The organism is Nocardioides sp. GCM10023255 (genome assembly GCF_042653125.1).
GTDB lineage: Bacteria > Actinomycetota > Actinomycetes > Propionibacteriales > Nocardioidaceae > Nocardioides.
Window position 1 is genome coordinate 402,266 of the sequence record NZ_JBHSHU010000009.1, and the last position, 17,309, is coordinate 419,574.

17 protein-coding genes are annotated in these 17,309 nt (G+C 72.0%); 11 read left to right on the top strand and 6 right to left on the bottom strand.

Annotation, left to right across the window (positions count from 1 at the left end; all coding sequences use genetic code 11):
* Positions 1-4: 4 nt before the first annotated feature.
* The 6 genes from ACFO9I_RS15785 (at position 5) to ACFO9I_RS15810 (ending at position 5,175) form a co-directional block, all read left to right on the top strand.
* Positions 5-1,786 carry a hypothetical protein gene (locus ACFO9I_RS15785; RefSeq protein ID WP_379182483.1) on the top strand — a complete coding sequence of 594 codons (1,782 nt, stop codon included), beginning with the start codon at positions 5-7 and terminating at the stop codon, positions 1,784-1,786.
* Complete coding sequence (locus tag ACFO9I_RS15790; RefSeq protein ID WP_379182485.1) at positions 1,783-2,286, top strand: hypothetical protein; 504 nt, start codon at positions 1,783-1,785, stop codon at positions 2,284-2,286. The genes ACFO9I_RS15785 and ACFO9I_RS15790 overlap by 4 nt, the downstream gene beginning before the upstream one ends.
* A gap of 60 nt (positions 2,287-2,346) precedes the next feature.
* Positions 2,347-2,787, top strand: a complete 441-nt coding sequence (locus ACFO9I_RS15795; RefSeq protein ID WP_379182487.1) for a PPOX class F420-dependent oxidoreductase — start codon at positions 2,347-2,349, stop codon at positions 2,785-2,787.
* 88 nt (positions 2,788-2,875) lie between these two features.
* Positions 2,876-4,315 (top strand): short-chain fatty acid transporter, encoded by a 1,440-nt coding sequence (locus ACFO9I_RS15800; RefSeq protein ID WP_379182489.1) that lies wholly within the window; start codon positions 2,876-2,878, stop codon positions 4,313-4,315.
* Positions 4,316-4,406: 91 nt separating this feature from the next.
* Positions 4,407-4,805 carry a nuclear transport factor 2 family protein gene (locus ACFO9I_RS15805; RefSeq protein WP_379182490.1) on the top strand — a complete coding sequence of 133 codons (399 nt, stop codon included), beginning with the start codon at positions 4,407-4,409 and terminating at the stop codon, positions 4,803-4,805.
* Positions 4,806-4,842: 37 nt separating this feature from the next.
* Positions 4,843-5,175 (top strand): TfoX/Sxy family protein, encoded by a 333-nt coding sequence (locus ACFO9I_RS15810; RefSeq protein WP_379182492.1) that lies wholly within the window; start codon positions 4,843-4,845, stop codon positions 5,173-5,175.
* A gap of 7 nt (positions 5,176-5,182) precedes the next feature.
* On the opposite strand, the gene ACFO9I_RS15815 is transcribed toward ACFO9I_RS15810, so the two are convergent.
* Positions 5,183-6,037 carry a DUF427 domain-containing protein gene (locus tag ACFO9I_RS15815; RefSeq protein WP_379182494.1) on the bottom strand — a complete coding sequence of 285 codons (855 nt, stop codon included), beginning with the start codon at positions 6,035-6,037 and terminating at the stop codon, positions 5,183-5,185.
* A 72-nt stretch (positions 6,038-6,109) separates the two neighbouring features.
* Between ACFO9I_RS15815 and ACFO9I_RS15820 the strand changes: the two genes are divergently transcribed.
* Positions 6,110-7,426, top strand: coding sequence for a lactate 2-monooxygenase (locus tag ACFO9I_RS15820; protein WP_379182496.1), 1,317 nt, complete (start codon positions 6,110-6,112; stop codon positions 7,424-7,426).
* An 18-nt stretch (positions 7,427-7,444) separates the two neighbouring features.
* Here the strand turns inward: ACFO9I_RS15820 and ACFO9I_RS15825 are convergent, their stop codons facing one another.
* Positions 7,445-8,932 (bottom strand): glycoside hydrolase domain-containing protein, encoded by a 1,488-nt coding sequence (locus tag ACFO9I_RS15825; protein WP_379182498.1) that lies wholly within the window; start codon positions 8,930-8,932, stop codon positions 7,445-7,447.
* 296 nt (positions 8,933-9,228) lie between these two features.
* On the opposite strand from ACFO9I_RS15825, the gene ACFO9I_RS15830 reads away from it, so the two are divergent.
* Both ACFO9I_RS15830 and ACFO9I_RS15835 read left to right on the top strand, forming a co-directional pair.
* Entirely contained in the window at positions 9,229-9,819 is a 591-nt protein-coding gene (locus ACFO9I_RS15830; RefSeq protein ID WP_379182500.1) for a hypothetical protein, read from the top strand.
* A 281-nt stretch (positions 9,820-10,100) separates the two neighbouring features.
* Positions 10,101-10,499 (top strand): hypothetical protein, encoded by a 399-nt coding sequence (locus ACFO9I_RS15835; RefSeq protein WP_379182501.1) that lies wholly within the window; start codon positions 10,101-10,103, stop codon positions 10,497-10,499.
* Between the two features lie 35 nt (positions 10,500-10,534).
* Here the strand turns inward: ACFO9I_RS15835 and ACFO9I_RS15840 are convergent, their stop codons facing one another.
* Positions 10,535-11,719 carry a fatty acid desaturase family protein gene (locus ACFO9I_RS15840; protein WP_379182503.1) on the bottom strand — a complete coding sequence of 395 codons (1,185 nt, stop codon included), beginning with the start codon at positions 11,717-11,719 and terminating at the stop codon, positions 10,535-10,537.
* Positions 11,720-11,747: 28 nt separating this feature from the next.
* The gene (locus ACFO9I_RS15845) at positions 11,748-11,885 is read right to left on the bottom strand and encodes a hypothetical protein (protein WP_379182505.1); all 138 of its coding nucleotides are present in this window, start codon (positions 11,883-11,885) and stop codon (positions 11,748-11,750) included.
* Positions 11,886-12,158: 273 nt separating this feature from the next.
* Here ACFO9I_RS15845 and ACFO9I_RS15850 point away from each other — a divergent pair, with 273 nt between their 5' ends.
* Entirely contained in the window at positions 12,159-13,376 is a 1,218-nt protein-coding gene (locus tag ACFO9I_RS15850) for a PP2C family protein-serine/threonine phosphatase (protein WP_379182507.1), read from the top strand.
* A gap of 57 nt (positions 13,377-13,433) precedes the next feature.
* On the opposite strand, the gene ACFO9I_RS15855 is transcribed toward ACFO9I_RS15850, so the two are convergent.
* On the bottom strand, positions 13,434-14,873 hold the full coding sequence (locus tag ACFO9I_RS15855; protein ID WP_379182509.1) for a serine/threonine-protein kinase: 1,440 nt from the start codon (positions 14,871-14,873) through the stop codon (positions 13,434-13,436).
* A 331-nt stretch (positions 14,874-15,204) separates the two neighbouring features.
* On the opposite strand from ACFO9I_RS15855, the gene ACFO9I_RS15860 reads away from it, so the two are divergent.
* Positions 15,205-16,104 carry an NAD-dependent epimerase/dehydratase family protein gene (locus tag ACFO9I_RS15860; RefSeq protein WP_379182511.1) on the top strand — a complete coding sequence of 300 codons (900 nt, stop codon included), beginning with the start codon at positions 15,205-15,207 and terminating at the stop codon, positions 16,102-16,104.
* 16 nt (positions 16,105-16,120) lie between these two features.
* Here ACFO9I_RS15860 and ACFO9I_RS15865 read toward each other — a convergent pair whose 3' ends face one another.
* On the bottom strand, positions 16,121-17,203 hold the full coding sequence (locus tag ACFO9I_RS15865; RefSeq protein ID WP_379182513.1) for a saccharopine dehydrogenase: 1,083 nt from the start codon (positions 17,201-17,203) through the stop codon (positions 16,121-16,123).
* Positions 17,204-17,309 lie beyond the last annotated feature (106 nt).

Sequence of the window (17,309 nt, forward strand, 5' to 3'; positions counted from 1 at the left end):
CTGCATGCGCCTCACCCTGCCCCGCACCGTCCTCGGTGCCACCGCGTCACTGCTGCTCCTCGCGGGTGGTCTCACCGTGCTCGGCAGCGCCGACGCCGCGGAGCCCGCGGAGGGCTCCGTGTCCGCGGACGGCCCCCGGAAGGTGTCGTGGACGGGGGGACCCTTCGTGGTGCCCAACGTCACCGGCACCGCCCTGGACGCCCCGGACTGCTCCGCGCCCGACTCGTGCGACGACTTCACGCTCCACGTCGACACCCCGTCCGGTTACGGGCGCCAGCACCAGCTCAAGGTGTCGGTGGCCTGGGAGAACGCCGCCGCGGACTTCGACGTCTACCTGCTCGACGCGAAGGGCGAGTCCGTGGCGACCGCGGCCTCGAGCGCCGACCCCGAGGTGGTCCTGACCGCCCCCGCCGCGGGCGACTACACCGTCCGGGTGGTGCCGTTCACGCCCGCCGGTGAGACCTACACGGCCACCGCGAAGCTGGTCGACAAGCCCGACAACCCCGCCCCCGGCACCGGCCGGGCACCGTCGTTCCGCAACTACGCGGCACCCCGGACGCTCCCGGACGCGAACAACGCGGGCGAGCCGTCGATCGGGGCCAGCTTCGCCAGCGGCGCCACGATGTACCAGGCCTACCTGTCCACCTACAAGGTGCGCTGGAAGCAGGGCCGGGCCAGCTGGACCGACGTCTCCGCGAACGCCACCAACGGGTGCCCCCAGGGCAGCACCGAGAGCCTCGACCCGATCCTCTTCACCGACCGCACCACCGGCCGGACCTTCGAGTCGCAGCTGACCGGGGTCAACTCGTTCACCTGCTACACCGACGACGGCGGGAAGACCTGGCTGCCCAGCACCGGGGGCGGCATCCCCAGCGGTGTCGACCACCAGACCATCGGCGGCGGCCCCTACGCCGCCGACGGCCTCGGCAGCCTGCCCACCACCGACTACGACCACGTCGTCTACTACTGCAGCCAGGACATCGCGACCGCGTTCTGCGCCGCCTCGCACGACGGCGGCACGACGTTCGGCCCCGGTGTCCCGACGTACGACCTGACCCAGTGCGGCGGCCTGCACGGCCACGTCAAGGTCGCGCCCGACGGCACGGCGTACCTCCCCAACAAGGGCTGCGGCTCGAACGCCGCCGTCGCGGTCTCGCGCGACGACGGGCAGAGCTGGACCGTCCGCAAGGTCCCGTCCAGCACCGTCGGCGACTCCGACCCGTCGGTCGGGATCGGCGGCAACGGCACCGTCTACTTCGGGTACGTCGGCGCCGACGGCCGCCCCGGGGTCGCCGTGAGCCACGACCGCGGCAGGACCTGGAAGCACGGCCAGCAGGTCGCCGGTGACCTCGGAGTGAGGAACGCCGTCTTCCCGGCCGTGGTCGCGGGCGCCGACGACCGGGCCGCGTTCGCCTACCTCGGCACCACGAAGGGCGGCGACTACCAGAACGCCGACACCTTCCGCGGCGTGTGGCACCTCTACGTCAGCACCACCTACGACGGCGGCCGGCACTGGGTGACGCGGGACGCGACCCCGCACGACCCGGTGCAGCGCGGGTCGCTGTGCACGGCCGGCACCACCTGCGGTGACGACCGCAACCTGCTGGACTTCATGGACATCACGCTCGACCGGCACGGCCGGGTGCTGGTCGGCTACGCCGACGGCTGCATCCGCGCCTGCGTCGACCACCCCGGGAAGAACGGTCACGACGCCTACGCCACCATCGCGCGGCAGAGCGGCGGCCGCACCCTGTTCCCGAAGTACGACCCGAGGGCGACCCAGTGACGCGCTCCGCCCCCACGCGGGCCGCCGGGCTGGTGGCCGCGCTGCTGCTCGGGCTCCCGCTGCTGGCGGCCTGCGGCGGTGACAGCGAGGCCGAGCCGTCCGGGGAGCGGGCTCGCGAGCAGGCGGCCGAGCACGAGATGGAGGACGCGGCCGACCGGACGACCTGCCGGGCCGACGCGCAGGCGGTCGACCCGCCGTACGCCGACGGCTTCCCCGAGGAGTGGGTGTTCCCGCCGCAGACCACGGTGTACGACGTCGAGGACCGCGGCGAGACCGGCATCATCGTCACCGGCGTGTCCTCGGCACCCTTCGCCGACATCCTCCACTTCCTCAACCACGACGCGGTCGACGCCGGGTTCGCGGTGACCGAGGGCGAGACCGAGGAGCACGACGCGGAGGCGAGCTGGAAGTCCGGTGACCGGCTCGGCCGGTGGGCGATCCGGGAGTCCGCCGACTGCCCGGGCGAGACCGTCGTCCAGGTCTTCGCCGCCGCGGACTGAGCCGGCGCCGGAAACTTGGGGGGACGGGAATAGCGGCGCGCCCGGGACGGCTGCCCCGACATGGAGCTGTCAGACGCGCTGGTCCTGGCGCGAGCCAACCGGGAGGCGGTCTTCACCACGATCCGTGGCAACGGCCTGCCCCAGCTGTCCAACGTGCTGCAGGCGGTGGACGAGGACGGGCTGATCCGGATCTCGACCACCGCCGACCGGGCCAAGGCGAGGAACCTGGCCCGGCGGCCCTGGGCTGCGGTGCACGTCAACGGCGACACCTTCTTCTCCTACGCCGTGCTCGAGGGCGAGGCCGAGCTGTCCCCGGTCGCCGAGCGCCCCGACGACGCCACCGTGGAGGAGCTGGTCCGGCTCTACCGCGCGCTCGTGGGGGAGCACGAGGACTGGGCGGCGTACCGCCGGGCGATGGTCGACGAGCGGCGCCTGGTGGTGCGGATCCGGCCGGCCCGCGCCTACGGGATGGCCAGGCTGCCGCGCACCAGCGGCACCTGAGCCGGGGCCCACGCGTCACGCGCGGTCGACCCACCCGCGCACGCTGCTAGCGTCGTTGCCCGATCTCGGGACGAACGGAGCACCAGCCATGACGCAGGCCGACTCGGTGGCCACCACACAGACCCCGGAGCGCGGCCTCGCCCGCTTCGCCCAGCGCTCGGCGGCGTGGACGGAACGCTGGTTCCCCGACGCCTACGTCTTCGCCCTCATCGGGGTCGTGGTCGTCTCGGTCGCCGCGCTCGTCAACGGCGCGAGCCCCAAGGTCGTGGTCGGCACCTTCGGCGACGGGTTCTGGGACCTGACCGCCTTCACCTTGCAGATGGCGATGGTGGTGCTCACCGGGTACGTCGTCGCCTCGTCCGCGCCGGTGGCCCGGATCATCGAGCGGATCGCGACCCTGCCGTCCACGCCGCGGGGCGCGGTCGCGTTCGTCGCCCTGGTCTCCTGCCTGGTCTCGATGCTCAACTGGGGCCTCTCCCTGGTCTTCAGCGGGCTGCTGGCGCGCGCGATCGCCCGACGTACCGACCTTCGCGCCGACTACCGCGCCCTCGGCGCCGCGGCGTACCTCGGCCTGGGCGCGGTGTGGGCGCTGGGCCTGTCCTCGTCGGCCGCGCAGCTGCAGGCGACCCCGGCCTCGCTGCCGCCGGAGCTGCTGGAGATCACCGGCGTCCTGGACTTCGGCAAGACCATCCTGACCTGGCAGTCGCTGACGATGGCGGCGGTCCTGATCGCGCTGTCGGTCGGGGTCGCGTGGGCCTCGGCGCCGCAGGGGGCGTCGGTGCGCACCGCGGAGGACATGGACGTCGACCTCGACGACTCCGTCGCACCGGCGGCGCCGCGCACCCGCCCCGGGGAGTGGCTCGAGCACTCCCGGATCCTGCCCGCGCTGATCGGCCTGCTCGCCTTCGGCTGGCTGGTGCTGCAGCTCGCCACACTGCCGGTGCTGAGCGTGCTGAGCAACCTCAACGGCTACCTGCTGGTCTTCCTGGTGCTCGGCCTGATGCTGCACGGCACCCCGCGCGGCTTCCTGGACGCCACCGCCAAGGCGGTGCCGGCCACCGCGGGCGTGCTCGTGCAGTTCCCGTTGTACGCCGCGATGTCCGCCGTCCTGACCCGGGCCGCGGGACACGACGGCCTCACCGTCTCCCAGCACCTCGCCAACCTCTTCACCGACCTCGGGGGCGGCGGCGCGTTCGCGGTCGTGATCGCGGTCTACACCGCGCTGCTCGGCCTGCTGGTCCCCTCCGGCGGCGGCAAGTGGCTGGTGGAGGCGCCGTACGTCATGCAGTCGGCCACCGACGTGCACATGAACCTCGGCTGGACGGTGCAGATCTACAACGCCGCGGAGGCGCTGCCCAACCTGGTGAACCCGTTCTTCATGCTGCCGCTGCTCGCGGTGCTGGGGCTGCGGGCGCGGGACCTGGTGGGCTTCACGTTCCTGCAGTTCCTCTTCCACCTGCCGGTCTGCCTGCTGCTGCTCTGGCTGCTCGGCCTGACCTTCGACTTCGAGCCGCCGGTGATGCCGTGACCTGGTTCTTCCGCGTCCGGCTGCTGCTGTGCGCCGCGGCGGGCACCGGAGCCGCTGGCGGCCGGCCGTGGGTCGGGCGCATGCTGAGGGCATGACCGACCGGGACGACTTCCTGGCGTGGGTGGAGACCGCCCTGGTCAGTGCCGAGCGGGCGCTGCACGACGGCGACGCCGCGCCGCGCCGCGCGCTGTGGTCCCGCATCGAGCCGGTCAGCGTCCTGGGCGCGTGGCGCAACGCGCGGGGGCAGCGCGAGCTCGACGAGCTCTTCGCGCATCTCGCCCAGAGCTTCTCCGACTGCACGTCGTACGTCTTCGAGCTGCTCGCGTTCGACGTGGTGGGCGACATGGCCTACACGGCCGGGCTGGAGCACACGTCGGCCTCCGTCGACGGTCGACCTCGCAGCTACACCTTGCGCGCCACCCAGGTCTACCGCCGTGAGGACGGCGAGTGGCGGGTGGCGCACCGCCACGCCGACGCCGTCAGCGAGTGACGGGCCGCACGGCGCCGAGCAGGCGGATACTGCCCTCATGGCCTACGACGAGGAGCTCGCCGACAGGATCCGGGTGGTCCTGCAGGACGTGCCGGGAGTGACCGAGAAGCACATGTTCGGCGGCCTGGGGTTCCTGGTCGCCGGGAACCTGGCGGTCTCCGCCAGCGGACAGGGCGGGCTGATGGTGCGGGTCGACCCGGCCGACGGGCCGTCGCTGGTCGCCGACAAGTCGGTGCACCTCGTGGTGATGCGGGGGCGCGCGATGGACGGGTGGCTCCGGGTCGACATCGCCGGGCTGGACGGCGACGCCGCCCTGCGCCGTTGGGTCGACCGGGGCGTGGCCTTCGCCCGGTCCCTGCCCCCGAAGTGACCTGGCGCTAGCCCGGCGGCAGGTCCGACCACGGGGTCACCGGGCGGGGCACGGCGGCGCCGTCGACGACGACGTCGAGGCGCTCGGTGAAGAAGGCGACCATCCCCTGGACCGGCACGGCGTCGTGCAGCGGCCGCTCGTAGGTCCACGCGATGTCGCGGAGCAGCTCCTCCCCGGCCCGGGCGGACCAGTAGGACGCCCGGCCCTTGTAGGCGCACACGGTGCGCAGGCGGCTCGGCTCCAGCAGGTCCATCGCGACGTCCTCGCGGGGCAGGTAGTAGCGCACCGGGAGCGGCGTCTCGAACAGCAGCGTCGCCCGGCGGCTGTCGGCCAGGAGCACGCCGTCCAGGCCGATCCGCACGTGCCGGATGCTGCGCAGGCAGTCGATGCGGTCGAACGGGTCGTGCGGGTGCCCCATCACCGGCTCGTCCTCCTCGAACCACAGGGTGAAGGCCCTCCAGTCGAGGACGACGTACCCCGCCAGGTCCGGGTCGTCGGGGGCGAAGGCGGCGCCGGGGAGCTCGGCCTGCGGCGTGAGCACCGTGAGCGGTGTCCCCGGGGTCGAGTGCACGGCGAACGGCGTGCGCGGGTCGAGCACGGGTGGTCCGCCCGAGCCCGAGGGCACCGGCTGCTCCTGCCCGTCCGGGTCCGCCGCCGGGGCGTGGGGGAGGAGCTCGGCCCGCAGGTCCTCCCGGGGCACGGCGTACGACGGGACGATCCGCCGTGGCTCCCACACCAGCCGGGGCGCCTGGGAGTCGACGACCACGACGTCGCCCACCGTGGCCCGCACCCACTTCTGCACCGGGTGCACCCGCAGCTGCGGCAGCGCCCCCATGACGAGGTCCCGCATCCGCACGGCCATACCCGCGAGTCTGCGCCCGGGCGGCGAGCGGCGCCAGACCCGTTCGGAGCATCCGTGTAGGAGACTCGGGACGTGACCGAGCAGATCAAGAGGGAACAGACCGCGAGGGACCGGGCCGTGGCCTCCGTCGTGAGCATGGGCCGGGAGGTGCAGGGCCGGATCTACCGCGCCGGCGTGTTCGGCCACCGGCCCGTCGTACCCGTCGAGCCCACGGCGCTCGAGGCGGCGGCGCAGCGACGGATGAGCCCCCAGGCGTGGGCGTACGTCGCGGGCAGCGCCGGCCAGCAGCACACCGCCCGGGCCAACCTCGAGGCGTTCGACCGGCACCGGATCGTGCCGCGGATGCTCGTCGACGTGGAGGAGCGCGACACCTCCGTCGAGCTGTTCGGGCGCCGGCTGCCGGCGCCGCTGCTCCTCGCGCCCATCGGGGTGCTGGAGATGGCGCACCCGCAGGCCGAGCGCGCGGTCGCGGCGGCGGCCAGGACGCTGGGACTGCCGATGGTCATCTCCACGCAGGGCTCGGTGCCGATGGAGGAGACCGCGGAAGCGCTGGGCGACGCGCCGCGGTGGTACCAGCTCTACTGGAGCAGGGACGACGACGTGGTCGACTCCTTCGTCGCCCGCGCCGAGGCGATCGGCAGCGAGGCCATCGTGGTCACGCTCGACACCCACGTCCTGGGCTGGCGCACCCGCGACCTCGACCTCGCCCACCTGCCGTTCGCGCGCGCCGAGGGGATCGCGCAGTACACCAGCGACCCGGCGTTCCGGCGGCTCGTGGAGGAGCGCGCCGGGACCCCCTCGACCGAGCCCACTCCGCGGCCGACGCTGGCGGCGGTGAAGGCGCTGGTCTCGATGGCGCGGCACTACCCGGGCGACCTCCTCGGCAACCTGCGCTCGCCGCTGCCCCGCGCCGCCGTGGAGACGTTCCTCGACGTCTTCTCCCGTTCCTCGCTCACCTGGGAGGACCTGGCCCGGCTGCGCGAGCGGACCTCGCTGCCGATCGTGCTCAAGGGCCTGCAGGACCCCCGCGACGCGGCGCTCGCCCTCGAGCACGGGGTCGACGGGATCGTGGTGTCCAACCACGGCGGGCGCCAGGTGGACGGCGCGATCGGCTCCCTGGACGCGCTGCCCGGCATCGTGGAGGAGGTCGACGGCAGGGTGCCGGTGCTCTTCGACAGCGGGGTACGCAGCGGCGCCGACGTGTTCAAGGCGGTGGCCCTCGGAGCGAGCGCGGTGCTGGTCGGCCGGCCCTGGGTCTACGGCCTCGCCCTGGCCGGGGAGGACGGCGTCCGCGCCGTGATGGAGCACGTCTGGGCCGAGCTCGACCTGACCATGGCGCTGACCGGCACGCGGAGCCTCGCCGAGGTCACCCGCGACGTGCTGGCCTGAAGCGGCCGCCGGCGCCGGTCAGAGCAGCGGACCGCGGTCGGACCAGCCGCCGGAGAGCCGGACGCGGGGCCGCAGGCCGCCTGTCCGGCCGGGGTAGAGGTAGAGGTCTCCGGTGGATGCGTCGACGGCCATCAGGTCGGGCGCGCCGCGGCGGTCGAAGTTGCCGACCCCGACCAGGCCGCGGAGACCGGACCAGCCGGTGCCGAGGCTGGTCCGCGGTCCGAAGCCCACGCCCTTGCCGGGGTAGAGGTAGAGCGTGCCCGTGGCGGTGCCCCGCGCCAGCAGGTCGCGGCGGCCGTCGCCGGTGAGGTCGCCGATGCCGGTCAGCTCGCTCATGGCGTTCCACCCCGCGCCGAGCCTGGTCCGGGGACCCAGGCCGTTGCCGCGGCCGGGGTAGAAGAAGAGGTGGCCCGAAGCCTTGCTCACCGCCAGCAGGTCGGCGAAGCCGTCGCCGTCGAGGTCGCCGACGGCCGTGATCTCGCGCATCGCGTCCCACCCGGTCCCGAGCCGGACGCGCGGACCCAGGCCTGTTCCGGTGCCCGGGTACAACCACAGGTAGCCGGTGGTCCCGTCCCGGGCGATCACGTCCTCGTGCCCGTCGCGGTCGAAGTCGCCGTAGCGGGTGGCCGAGCCGAACCTGCCGACGCCGAGGCTGGTCCGCGGTTCCAGGTTGGTGCCGTTGCCGGCGTAGAGGTGGAGCGTGCCCGTGGCCCGGTCGCGGGCGAGGAGGTCGCCCCAGCCGTTGCCGGTGAAGTCGCCGAACCTCGGCCCGGGCAGCGGACGGACGTCGACGTAGTCGTTGTCGATGTTGATCGTCACGCCGCCGTAGGTCTCGTCGTGCCCGCCTCGGTACTGGTGCAGCCTGCGGTGCGGGGACCAGTAGCTGTCCGGGATCGTGTCGTTGTCGGTGCCGGCGTTCTCGTCGTACCTGGCGAACCAGAGGTAGTCCGGGTGCGGCCGGGTGGTCGACTCGTAGTCCTGCACCAGGTCGGCGACTCCGGAGCCGAGGCTGGAGTAGACGCCGGAGAAGTAGCCGAGGTCGTGCAGCCGGGAGGTCCAGGCGCCCAGGAAGCGCAGCACCGCCGTGCTGCAGGAGGCGTCCCCGGTGCGGTAGGCCTCCATGTCGAAGAAGAGCGTGCTGCCCGGGGGCAGGCCGAGCCCGTCGGCGGCCGCGACCGCGGCGGTCGCCTCGGCGCGGCCCTGCGAGCGCGGCTGCGTCGGGTCGATGAGGTACTTCTTGTTCGAGGTCGTGCAGGGCGCCTGCAGCCCGAGGTAGATGGGCAGCAGGTGCCAGCCCGCCGCCTGCTGGTGGGCCACCCAGGTCGCCGTGAGCTGGGGCTGCGCGCAGGCCCGGTTGACCCCGCCGACGTAGACGCCGATCGCCCGGTACGGCGAGGCCAGCCACGCGTCCATGGTCGACGAGGCGGGGGCGCTGCACGCGTCGAAGGCCTCGCCGGTGAAGGTGCCCGGCTCGCCCTCCGCGGCCGTGGCGGCCGTTGCGGGCATCGCTGCCAGGACCATGAGCGCGCCGACAGCCAGCAGTGCCGTGCACCGACGCCGAAGAACCCCCATCACGCCTGCCCCTCACCTGTGCGACCGATCTCCCGCACTAGTGCACCAGCACGTGTGAGCGCGTCACAGGGCCCTCCGGCCTCCGGTGGGGGCCGAAGGCCGGGTTGTTCCGGGCGCATGCGAGCTCGAGTTCGGTGAAGGACCAACAGGGGCGCCTCGCGTCGCCTACGCTCGCGGGACGGCGCCCGGACAGGCCGCTGTTATCGAGGAGACGAGATCCGACGATGGCGATGAACAGGGCAGTCCAGCCGATGCTGAGGGTGGCGCTGACAACGGCACTGACAGCTGCGCTCCTGCTGAGCGGATCGATCGCCTTCGCGGGTACCTGGCGCCACGCCGACCCGAGCGGGGACTCCAAGCCGGGCTACTCAGGCATCGCCGGCGAGGGAGACATCGGCAAGGTCACGGTGGCCGCCAACCGGCGGATCGTGCGGCTGGCCTGGCGCGGCGCCCCGGGGAGCGAGTGGGCCAGCGGCATGTTCTGGCAGCTTGACACGGTCAAGGGCAACCGGGGTCCCGAGTTCATGATCAGCTGGACCTACGACATCTCCGACCATGCATACCTGGGGCGCATCGACACGTGGACCAAGGGGTGGGCCGGTGGCCCAGGTGAACGGCGCTGCCGGGGCTTGAAGGTGCGCCATCCCGACATCCCCGGTCCCGGTCAGAACTACGTCGTGCCGCTGCGGTGCCTGAAGTCGCACGGAGCCAAGCCGACGAAGGTCCGAGTCAATCTGGAGTCCTCGGATCTCTCCAGCACCTACGCCCTCGACGTAGCGCCCTCGCACCACCGGTTCGGTCGTTGGGTCCGGACCCGCTGACCCGGTTCTGCGTGCGGGCGGATCGTCGGACCAGCCACTTCGAGTCACCGGGGGACCACGTGAAACTGCATCGCACTGACGCGTGCTCAACACGCAGGGATGAACCCATGCCGCCGCTCACGAGTCGTCGAGTCGTTCCTGACCGGGGGGCACGTCGATCCTTCAGCCGCCTGTTGCTCGGCTTGTCGGTGCTGGTTCTGCTGCTCGCACCGGGAACCCCTTCCGTCGCGGACTCTCGGTCGTTCCCGGGAGGCGATCCCTCCTGGGAGGTGCCTGCTGCCATGGACATCAGACGAGTCGCTGTCGGCAATGGTGACCAGCGCCTGCGGTTCCGAGTCGGGCTGGAGGACGCGCGAAAGAAGGGCGTGACCGTTGTCGCCCGGTGGCAGATGAAGAGCGAACCGTCCTGGATCTTCGAGGCAGTCACGCACTGGCACAGAGGCAAGAAGATCTTTCGGCTGTTCGTGTGGGCGAACACGGTCGACAGGACAGTGCTGCACTGCCCCGACAAGGCTGCCCGATGGTCGGTCGGCGCGCAGAGTGCGGTGATCCTCGAGATCCCCAGCACGTGCATCTACGGACCCCGCACCTGGAAGAACTTCGAGATCTTCACGCTGCCCAACGGCTTCGAAGAAGCGGCGGACTGGGCCGAGAGTCGTCGCCGTCTGCGTGCCGGCTAGCGTCTCGGACCGATCCGCCGGCGCGGCAATTGGCCTCAGGCGGCGGCGTCGGCGGTGTCGAGCGGGCTCGCGGTGGCGCGCAGCAGCCCGGCGACCCGTCCGGGCGCGTTGCGCCACGTCGTACGGGCGAGCCAGCCGTTGGGGAGGGAGAGCCGCAGCACCTTGTGCCAGGCACTCGCGACCTGCTGCGGCAGCGGTGCGGAGTGGTACCGCAGCCCGAAGCGGTCGAAGAGCTCGCGCACCCGCGGCGCGATCTGCTGGTACCTGTTGGAGGGCAGGTCCGGGAACAGGTGGTGCTCGATCTGGTGGGAGAGGTTCCCGCTCAGCAGGTGGATCAGCGGCGGTCCGGAGATGTTGGCCGAGCCGAGCATCTGGCGCAGGTACCACTCACCGCGACTCTCGTCGGGGTCGAGCTCGTCGATCTCGAAGGTCTCGACGCCCTCGGGGAAGTGGCCGCACATGATCACCGAGTGGCTCCACACGTTGCGGACCAGGTTCGCGGTGAGGTTGGCGGCCAACGTGGAGCGGAACGCCGGCCCCGACAGGACGGGGTGGACGAGGTAGTCCTTCATCGCCTGTCGCCGCGCCTTGCGGAGGGTGCGGCCCAGTCGGGTCCGGAGCTCGGGAGTGATGCCGCGCTTCTCGCGCAGCGTCTCGCCCAGCTCGAGGTCGTACATCGCGATGCCGTACTCGAAGATGCAGGCGTTGATGACGTTCAACAGCGGTTGCGCCAGGTGTCGACGCTGCCAAGGCTGGTCCTCGTCGACGCGGAGGATGCCGTAGCCCAGGTCGTTGTCCTTGCCGAGGATGTTCGTGTAGACGTGATGCATCTCGTTGTGCGAGCGCTTCCACTCCGAGGCCGGCGTGGCGTGGTCCCACTCCCACGTCGTGGAGTGGATCTTCGGGTCTCGCATCCAGTCCCACTGACCGTGCAGGACGTTGTGGCCGATCTCCATGTTGTCGAGGATCTTGGCCAGCGTCAGCCCGGCGGTGCCGACCACCCAGGCCGGCCGTGAACGGGAGAACAACAGGACCAGCCTGCTCCCCAGCTCGAGCGTGCGCTGCGCACCGATGACCCGCCGGATGTAGCGCGCGTCGCCGGCACCTCGGTCGTCGAGGACCTGCTGCCGGATCGTGTCGAGCTCGGTCGAGAGCTGCTCGAGGTCGCCGGCCGACAGGTGCTCGACGGGGCTGAGGCGCTTGTTCTGTACGGCAGTCACCCCGGGTACGTACCCGACTGGGGAGGGCTCACGCTCCGGCCCGGCTGCGGCGCGCACGCACCTTGGCGACCGCGGCGTTGATGCGGGCCTGGTTCTCCGGCTTGCGCGACTCGTCGTAGAGCTTCTTGGCGATGCCGACCATGGCGGCTGTTCTCATCAGCTTCATGTCTCCTCGTACCGCCTCCGGGCCGAGAACATGCGCGCCGTGCGGCACGAGCGCCCTGCTCAGCGACTGAGGACGAGGACCAGCACCACCGTGATGGCGGCCGAGAGCAGGAGTGAGCCGGCACAGCCGAGGCGGTTGCTGAAGAACAGGAACATGTCCGGGACGTGCCCAGGATCGCCCGGGCCATGTCGGGACGCGCGTCACTTCTCCGACCGAGACTGTCGCGAGGCCCGCCCCGCCTCCGTTCCGCTGCCATCGGAACTACCCTGAGCCATGCGGGAGGAACAGGCAGGACAGGACGGCCTCGAACAGGCCGGCTGGGCCGAAGGGTTCGGGGAGCGGTTGCTGGGATCGCTGCTGGACAGGGCACACACCATGCCGCCGCAGCTGATCGCACCGCTGATCGCGGAGGAGATCGCCCGCATCGGCGGTCGGGACGTGACGGTCCTGCTCCAGGACTACGACCAGATGACCCTGGTGGCGCTGCCCGGCGAGGAGCTCCTGGTGGGCCCGGACCAGCCCATCGACGACTCCCTGGCCGGTCTGGCCTTCCAGACGGACGAGATCGTCGAGAGGCCCTGGGGTGCTGTGGTCCGGCTGTACGTCCCGCTGCTCGACGGCACCGACCGGGTCGGGGTGCTCGCCTTCACGCTCGACCGGGTCGACGAGAACCACCGGAGGCTGGTCCGTCGGCTGGCCGGGTTGGTGGCGGACATGCTGGTCACCAAGAGCATGTACACCGACCGGTTCTTCCAGGCGCGTCGGCGCACGCCGATGAGCCTGTCGGCGGAGATGCAGTGGCAGCTGCTGCCGCCGCTGATGATGACCACCCCGCAGGTGGCCGTGGCTGGAGCCCTCGAGCCTGCCTACGACGTCGCCGGCGACAGCTTCGACTACGCGCTCAACGACGACGTGCTGCACCTGTGCATGATCGATGCGATGGGGCACGGCGTGGACGCTGCCGTCATGACCACCGTCGCCATCGGTGCCTACCGGCACGCCCGACGCATCGATGTCGAGCTGTCCGACCTGTACGCCGCCATGGACTCCGCCGTTGCGGACCAGTTCGGTCCGGAGAGCTTCGCGACGGCACAGATGGCGGCCCTCGACGTGATGTCGGGACGGCTGCGGTGGGTCAACGCGGGTCATCCACCGCCGCTGTTGCTGCGCGCCGGTCACATCATGGCCGAGCTGGACAGCCCCACCACGCTGCCGGTCGGTTTCGGCGGTGACACCCCGATCGTGACGGAGAGGCCACTCCTGCGCGGGGACCGGGTCCTGTTCTACACCGACGGGCTCATCGAGGAGCATCTCCGGGGCGGCGCCGAGTTCGGTGACACGCGCATGCGGGAGGTCATCGAACGCGTCGAGGCCGACGGTGTCAGCGTCCAGGAGTCGGTGCGACGGATGTCGCGCCTGCTGATGATCGAGCGCGGGGGAGCGACCACGGATGACTCGACGCTGCTCATGATCGAGTGGAGAGGCGCATGAGGCACGACCTCGCGAGGTCGGTCAGGCCGGTCCGGACGAGCAGTCCTCGGGGGAGGATCAGGACCTGACCGGCCCGAGGTCCTCGGTGATCATCCAGTCGCTGCCGCGCCGCTCGACCTCCAGCTGCCGGGTCTCGTCCGACGTGCCCTCGTCGCTGGTGTAGGTCAGCCGGACGGTGACGACGCCACCATCCGTCGAGACCGTGTCCAGGCTGACGTCGTCGATGGTTCCCCAGAACCCGACGTAGCGGTCGTAGCCTCCCGCCTGCGCTCGCGCGTCCTTGCCCAGCATCCTCCAAGCCGTCTGGGGGTCACCGGGCAGCAGGGCGTAGTACGCCGCCACGCTGCGCGCCGGACCCGCCACCGGGGACGCAGAGGTCGGGGCCGAGGACGACGACGCTGTCGGCGACTGCGAGGGCGAGGTGCTTGCGGAGGGGCTCGGGGAGGCCGACCGCTCGGCGGGGGGTGCCTGCCTGCGGGAGTCCGAGCCGGCCGAAGGGTCGGCGTTGTCCCGGTCGAGGAGCACGGCGCCGGCGACCCCGGCCACCAGCAGCAGGAGCAACGCGCCGAGGAGCACCGGCCAGCGGGACCGCCGGTCACGCTCCGGCGTCCCGGCGTCGGCCGGGGCCGGCGCCGCCGGTTCTGCGCGTGACGGCGGCCCTGAGGCACCGGTCATCGTCAGCGTCCCCGGGGGTCGGTGCGCGTCGGCCGCCCGTCGCAGCGCGTGCGCCGCGTCGGCCATCGTCCAACGCGACGCCGGGTCCGGGTCGAGCATCCGTCCGATGGGCTCGGTGAGGAAGCCGGCGTGCTCGGGGACAGGCGGTCGGGTCTCCGCGATCGCAGCGAGAGTCGCGACCGCGCTGCCACGGCCGGCGATCGGCGGCTTTCCCTCGACGGCGGCGTACAACGTGGCCCCGAGTGCCCAGACGTCCGCTGCCGGTGAGGGGTCGGCGCCACGTGCGAGCTCGGGTGAGAAGTAGAGCGGTGTGCCCATCACCTGACCAGATCGGGTCAGCTGCTCCTCACCGTGGGCGCGAGCGATGCCGAAGTCGCTGATCTTGGCCGTGTCGTCGGTCACCAGCACGTTCCCGGGCTTGACGTCGCGGTGGACGGTCCCTCGAGCGTGGGCGGCGACCAGTCCCTCGGCGACCTGGGCACCGATCGCGGCGACCCGTTCAGGAGGGAGCCGACCTTCACGGGCGACGAGCTCGGAGAGCGACTCGCCCGGCACGTGCTCCATGACCAGCCAGATGTGGTCGTCGGCCTCGACCGCGTCGAAGACAGAGACGACGTGGGGATGGTTCAGGGCCGCCGACAAGCGTGCCTCACGCAGTGCCCGGGCCACGTCGGGCACCGACTCCCCGGGCAGCACGCCGACCTGCTTGAGCGCCACCTCTCGGCCGAGCAGCTCGTCGCGGCACAGCCACACGGTGCCCATGCCGCCGCGGCCGACGGGGCGGAGCACCGCATAACGTCCCGCGATGAGTTCCGGTGCCATGGAAGATGACTTACCCGGCCGGGCGACAACTATCCCCTCGGCTCTCGACGTACGTCGCCGCACTGCTCGCCGAGGGGATCGGCGGGACCGAGGCCCACGTGCTGAGCGCCCTCGGCCTGGGCATCCACCCCGCGGAGTCGTTCGGTCGGCTCCACCACCTGCCGCCGGCCCGGCTCGGCGAGGTCATGGAGGGCCTGCGCTCCCGGGGCTCCTCGACGAGCTGGTCGCGCTGCTCGAGCCTGTCTCGAGGAGGCTTCGGGAGACGGGGTCGAGGCAGGCGCCAGCTGGCTGTCACACGGTCTGGGCTGCGCCCCGCGGGGTACGAAGGGACATGCGAATCTTCTTCACCGGCGGCAGCGGCAAGGCGGGCAAGCACGTCGCGCCGTACCTCGCCGAGCAGGGCCACCACGTCACCAACGCCGACCTCGTCCCGCTGGGGCACCCGGCGGTTGCCGACCTCCGGGTCGACCTCACCGATGCCGGCGAGACCTGGTCCGCGCTCGCCGGGCTGGCGACCTTCGACGAGCTGGACCTGCCGGCGAAGCCGACGTACGACGCCGTGGTGCACTTAGCCGCGGTGCCGCGGATCCTCCTCACGTCGGACGCGGCGACCTATGCGACGAACGTCCTCAGCACCTACAACGTGCTCGAGGCGGCGACGCGGCTGGGCGTGCGGAAGATCGTCTTCGCCTCCTCCGAGACGACCTACGGGGTCTGCTTCGCCCAGGGCGAGCGCGCACCGCTCTACGTGCCCGTGGACGAGGAGCACCCGACCGTCCCCGAGGACTCCTACGCCATGTCGAAGGTGGCCAACGAGGTGACCGCGCGCTCGTTCCAGGCGCGCACCGGTGCCGACGTCTACGGGTTGCGGATCAACAACGTCATCGAGCCGCACGAGTACGCCGAAGACTTCCCCGCTTTCCTCGCCGACCCGGCACTGCGGCGCCGCAACCTGTTCGCCTACATCGACGTCCGCGACCTGGGCCAGATGGTGCAACGCTGCCTGGAGGTCGACGGCCTCGGCTACGAGGTCTTCAACGTCGCCAACGCCGACATGTCCGTGGCGGCCACGACCCGGGAGATCCGCGACCGCTTCTACGACGGAGTCGACGTGCGCCGGGACATGGGTCGTGACGAGACCTTCTACGCCATCGACAAGGCGCGCGAGCTCGTCGGGTTCGCCCCGCGCCACTCCTGGCGCGACGTGCTGGACGACCCCGGGGTGAGCTGAGGTCCCACCAGCCCGGTCAGGGGCGCGCGGGTGCGTCGAGCTCCTCGATCGCCCGCTCGAAGGCACGGCCGGCCGCGCGCCACGGTGCCGACGGCCCGCCCTCCCCGGCCAGGCCGAGCAGGTGCGGGGACAGGTCGGCGCTGAACCCTTCGCTGGCCTCGCGCGGGAGCAGCGAGGGCAGGTTGTCGATGGCGATCACCTCCAGCGGCACGCCGCCGGTCTCCGGGGTGCCGTCGTGCAGTCGCCGGACCGGCTCCTGCCACGTGGTGACCTCGGTGTTCACCGGGAGCATGTTGGTCGGTCCGGTGACGTCGCAGGTCACGTCCGCGAGCACTCGCAGCCGGCGCTCGTGGTCCAGGTCTGCCTGCTCCACGAAGGGAGTCGTCGGGGTGTGCGTGACCACGCAGTTCACCAGCAGGTCGTGGCCGAGCAGCGCCTGCTTGTGCAGGTCCCGCGTCTCCTGCCGGTCCCACCGGGTCGTGGGCACGCCGGCGGCGATCAGCGCGCCCTGGGCGCCGCGACCGGATCGCCCCTGCGCCCCGGTGACCAGCGCCAGCAGCTGGTCGACCCCCGCGTGCCCGGCAGCCTCCAGCTCGGCGTCGAGCTCGTGCTTGGCCATCGGGGTGAGGGGCGCGGTCAGCCTGCCGGCCAGGTGCAGCACGCCGAGTGCGGCACCCACGTAGCCGGCCCAGTAGCCGAAGGCGACCACCCGCCTGCCGTCCTGGTCGACGAGGTACTCGATGTCGAGCAGCCGGCCTCGGCCGCGGCGAAACCGCTCGAGGGTGCGCCGGGCGTCCTCCTGGCCCTTGAACGCGTGCGCGAAGTAGATGTGCCGGTGGCGCAGAGCTGCCGGCTCGTCGGGGAGCTCCTTGACGCCGACGACGTAGGCATCATGGGGCGCGTCGGGCCACGTGCCCTCGGCCACCACGGACGCTCCTGCCGCGGCGTACTCCTCGATGGCGAAGATGCGTTGGGGTGATTCCTCGACGGTCACCTCGAACCCCGCGTCCAGCAGCATCGGAACGTCGGCGGGTACGACGGGCGCACGCCGCTCCGTGCTGCGGGACTCGGACCGGATCCACACGTGGACGGGCTGCATGCGGCAAGGATCGCACTGTCGGGTGGGGGCCGAGCCTCCGCATCCGACCGGGGTTCAGCCGATGTGCGGCGGTGGCACCCCCGATTCGGGCGATGTACATCAACCG

Coding starts and splice junctions, on each gene's coding strand:
- ACFO9I_RS15835 (WP_379182501.1), top strand. CDS start 10,101: ATGGACATCAGACGAGTCGCTGTCGGCAATGGTGACCAGCGCCTGCGG.
- ACFO9I_RS15855 (WP_379182509.1), bottom strand. CDS start 14,873: ATGGCACCGGAACTCATCGCGGGACGTTATGCGGTGCTCCGCCCCGTC.
- ACFO9I_RS15830 (WP_379182500.1), top strand. CDS start 9,229: ATGAACAGGGCAGTCCAGCCGATGCTGAGGGTGGCGCTGACAACGGCA.
- ACFO9I_RS15825 (WP_379182498.1), bottom strand. CDS start 8,932: ATGCCCGCAACGGCCGCCACGGCCGCGGAGGGCGAGCCGGGCACCTTC.
- ACFO9I_RS15865 (WP_379182513.1), bottom strand. CDS start 17,203: ATGCAGCCCGTCCACGTGTGGATCCGGTCCGAGTCCCGCAGCACGGAG.
- ACFO9I_RS15850 (WP_379182507.1), top strand. CDS start 12,159: ATGCGGGAGGAACAGGCAGGACAGGACGGCCTCGAACAGGCCGGCTGG.
- ACFO9I_RS15860 (WP_379182511.1), top strand. CDS start 15,205: ATGCGAATCTTCTTCACCGGCGGCAGCGGCAAGGCGGGCAAGCACGTC.
- ACFO9I_RS15845 (WP_379182505.1), bottom strand. CDS start 11,885: ATGAAGCTGATGAGAACAGCCGCCATGGTCGGCATCGCCAAGAAGCTC.
- ACFO9I_RS15795 (WP_379182487.1), top strand. CDS start 2,347: ATGGAGCTGTCAGACGCGCTGGTCCTGGCGCGAGCCAACCGGGAGGCG.
- ACFO9I_RS15815 (WP_379182494.1), bottom strand. CDS start 6,037: ATGGCCGTGCGGATGCGGGACCTCGTCATGGGGGCGCTGCCGCAGCTG.
- ACFO9I_RS15785 (WP_379182483.1), top strand. CDS start 5: ATGCGCCTCACCCTGCCCCGCACCGTCCTCGGTGCCACCGCGTCACTG.
- ACFO9I_RS15810 (WP_379182492.1), top strand. CDS start 4,843: ATGGCCTACGACGAGGAGCTCGCCGACAGGATCCGGGTGGTCCTGCAG.
- ACFO9I_RS15800 (WP_379182489.1), top strand. CDS start 2,876: ATGACGCAGGCCGACTCGGTGGCCACCACACAGACCCCGGAGCGCGGC.
- ACFO9I_RS15805 (WP_379182490.1), top strand. CDS start 4,407: ATGACCGACCGGGACGACTTCCTGGCGTGGGTGGAGACCGCCCTGGTC.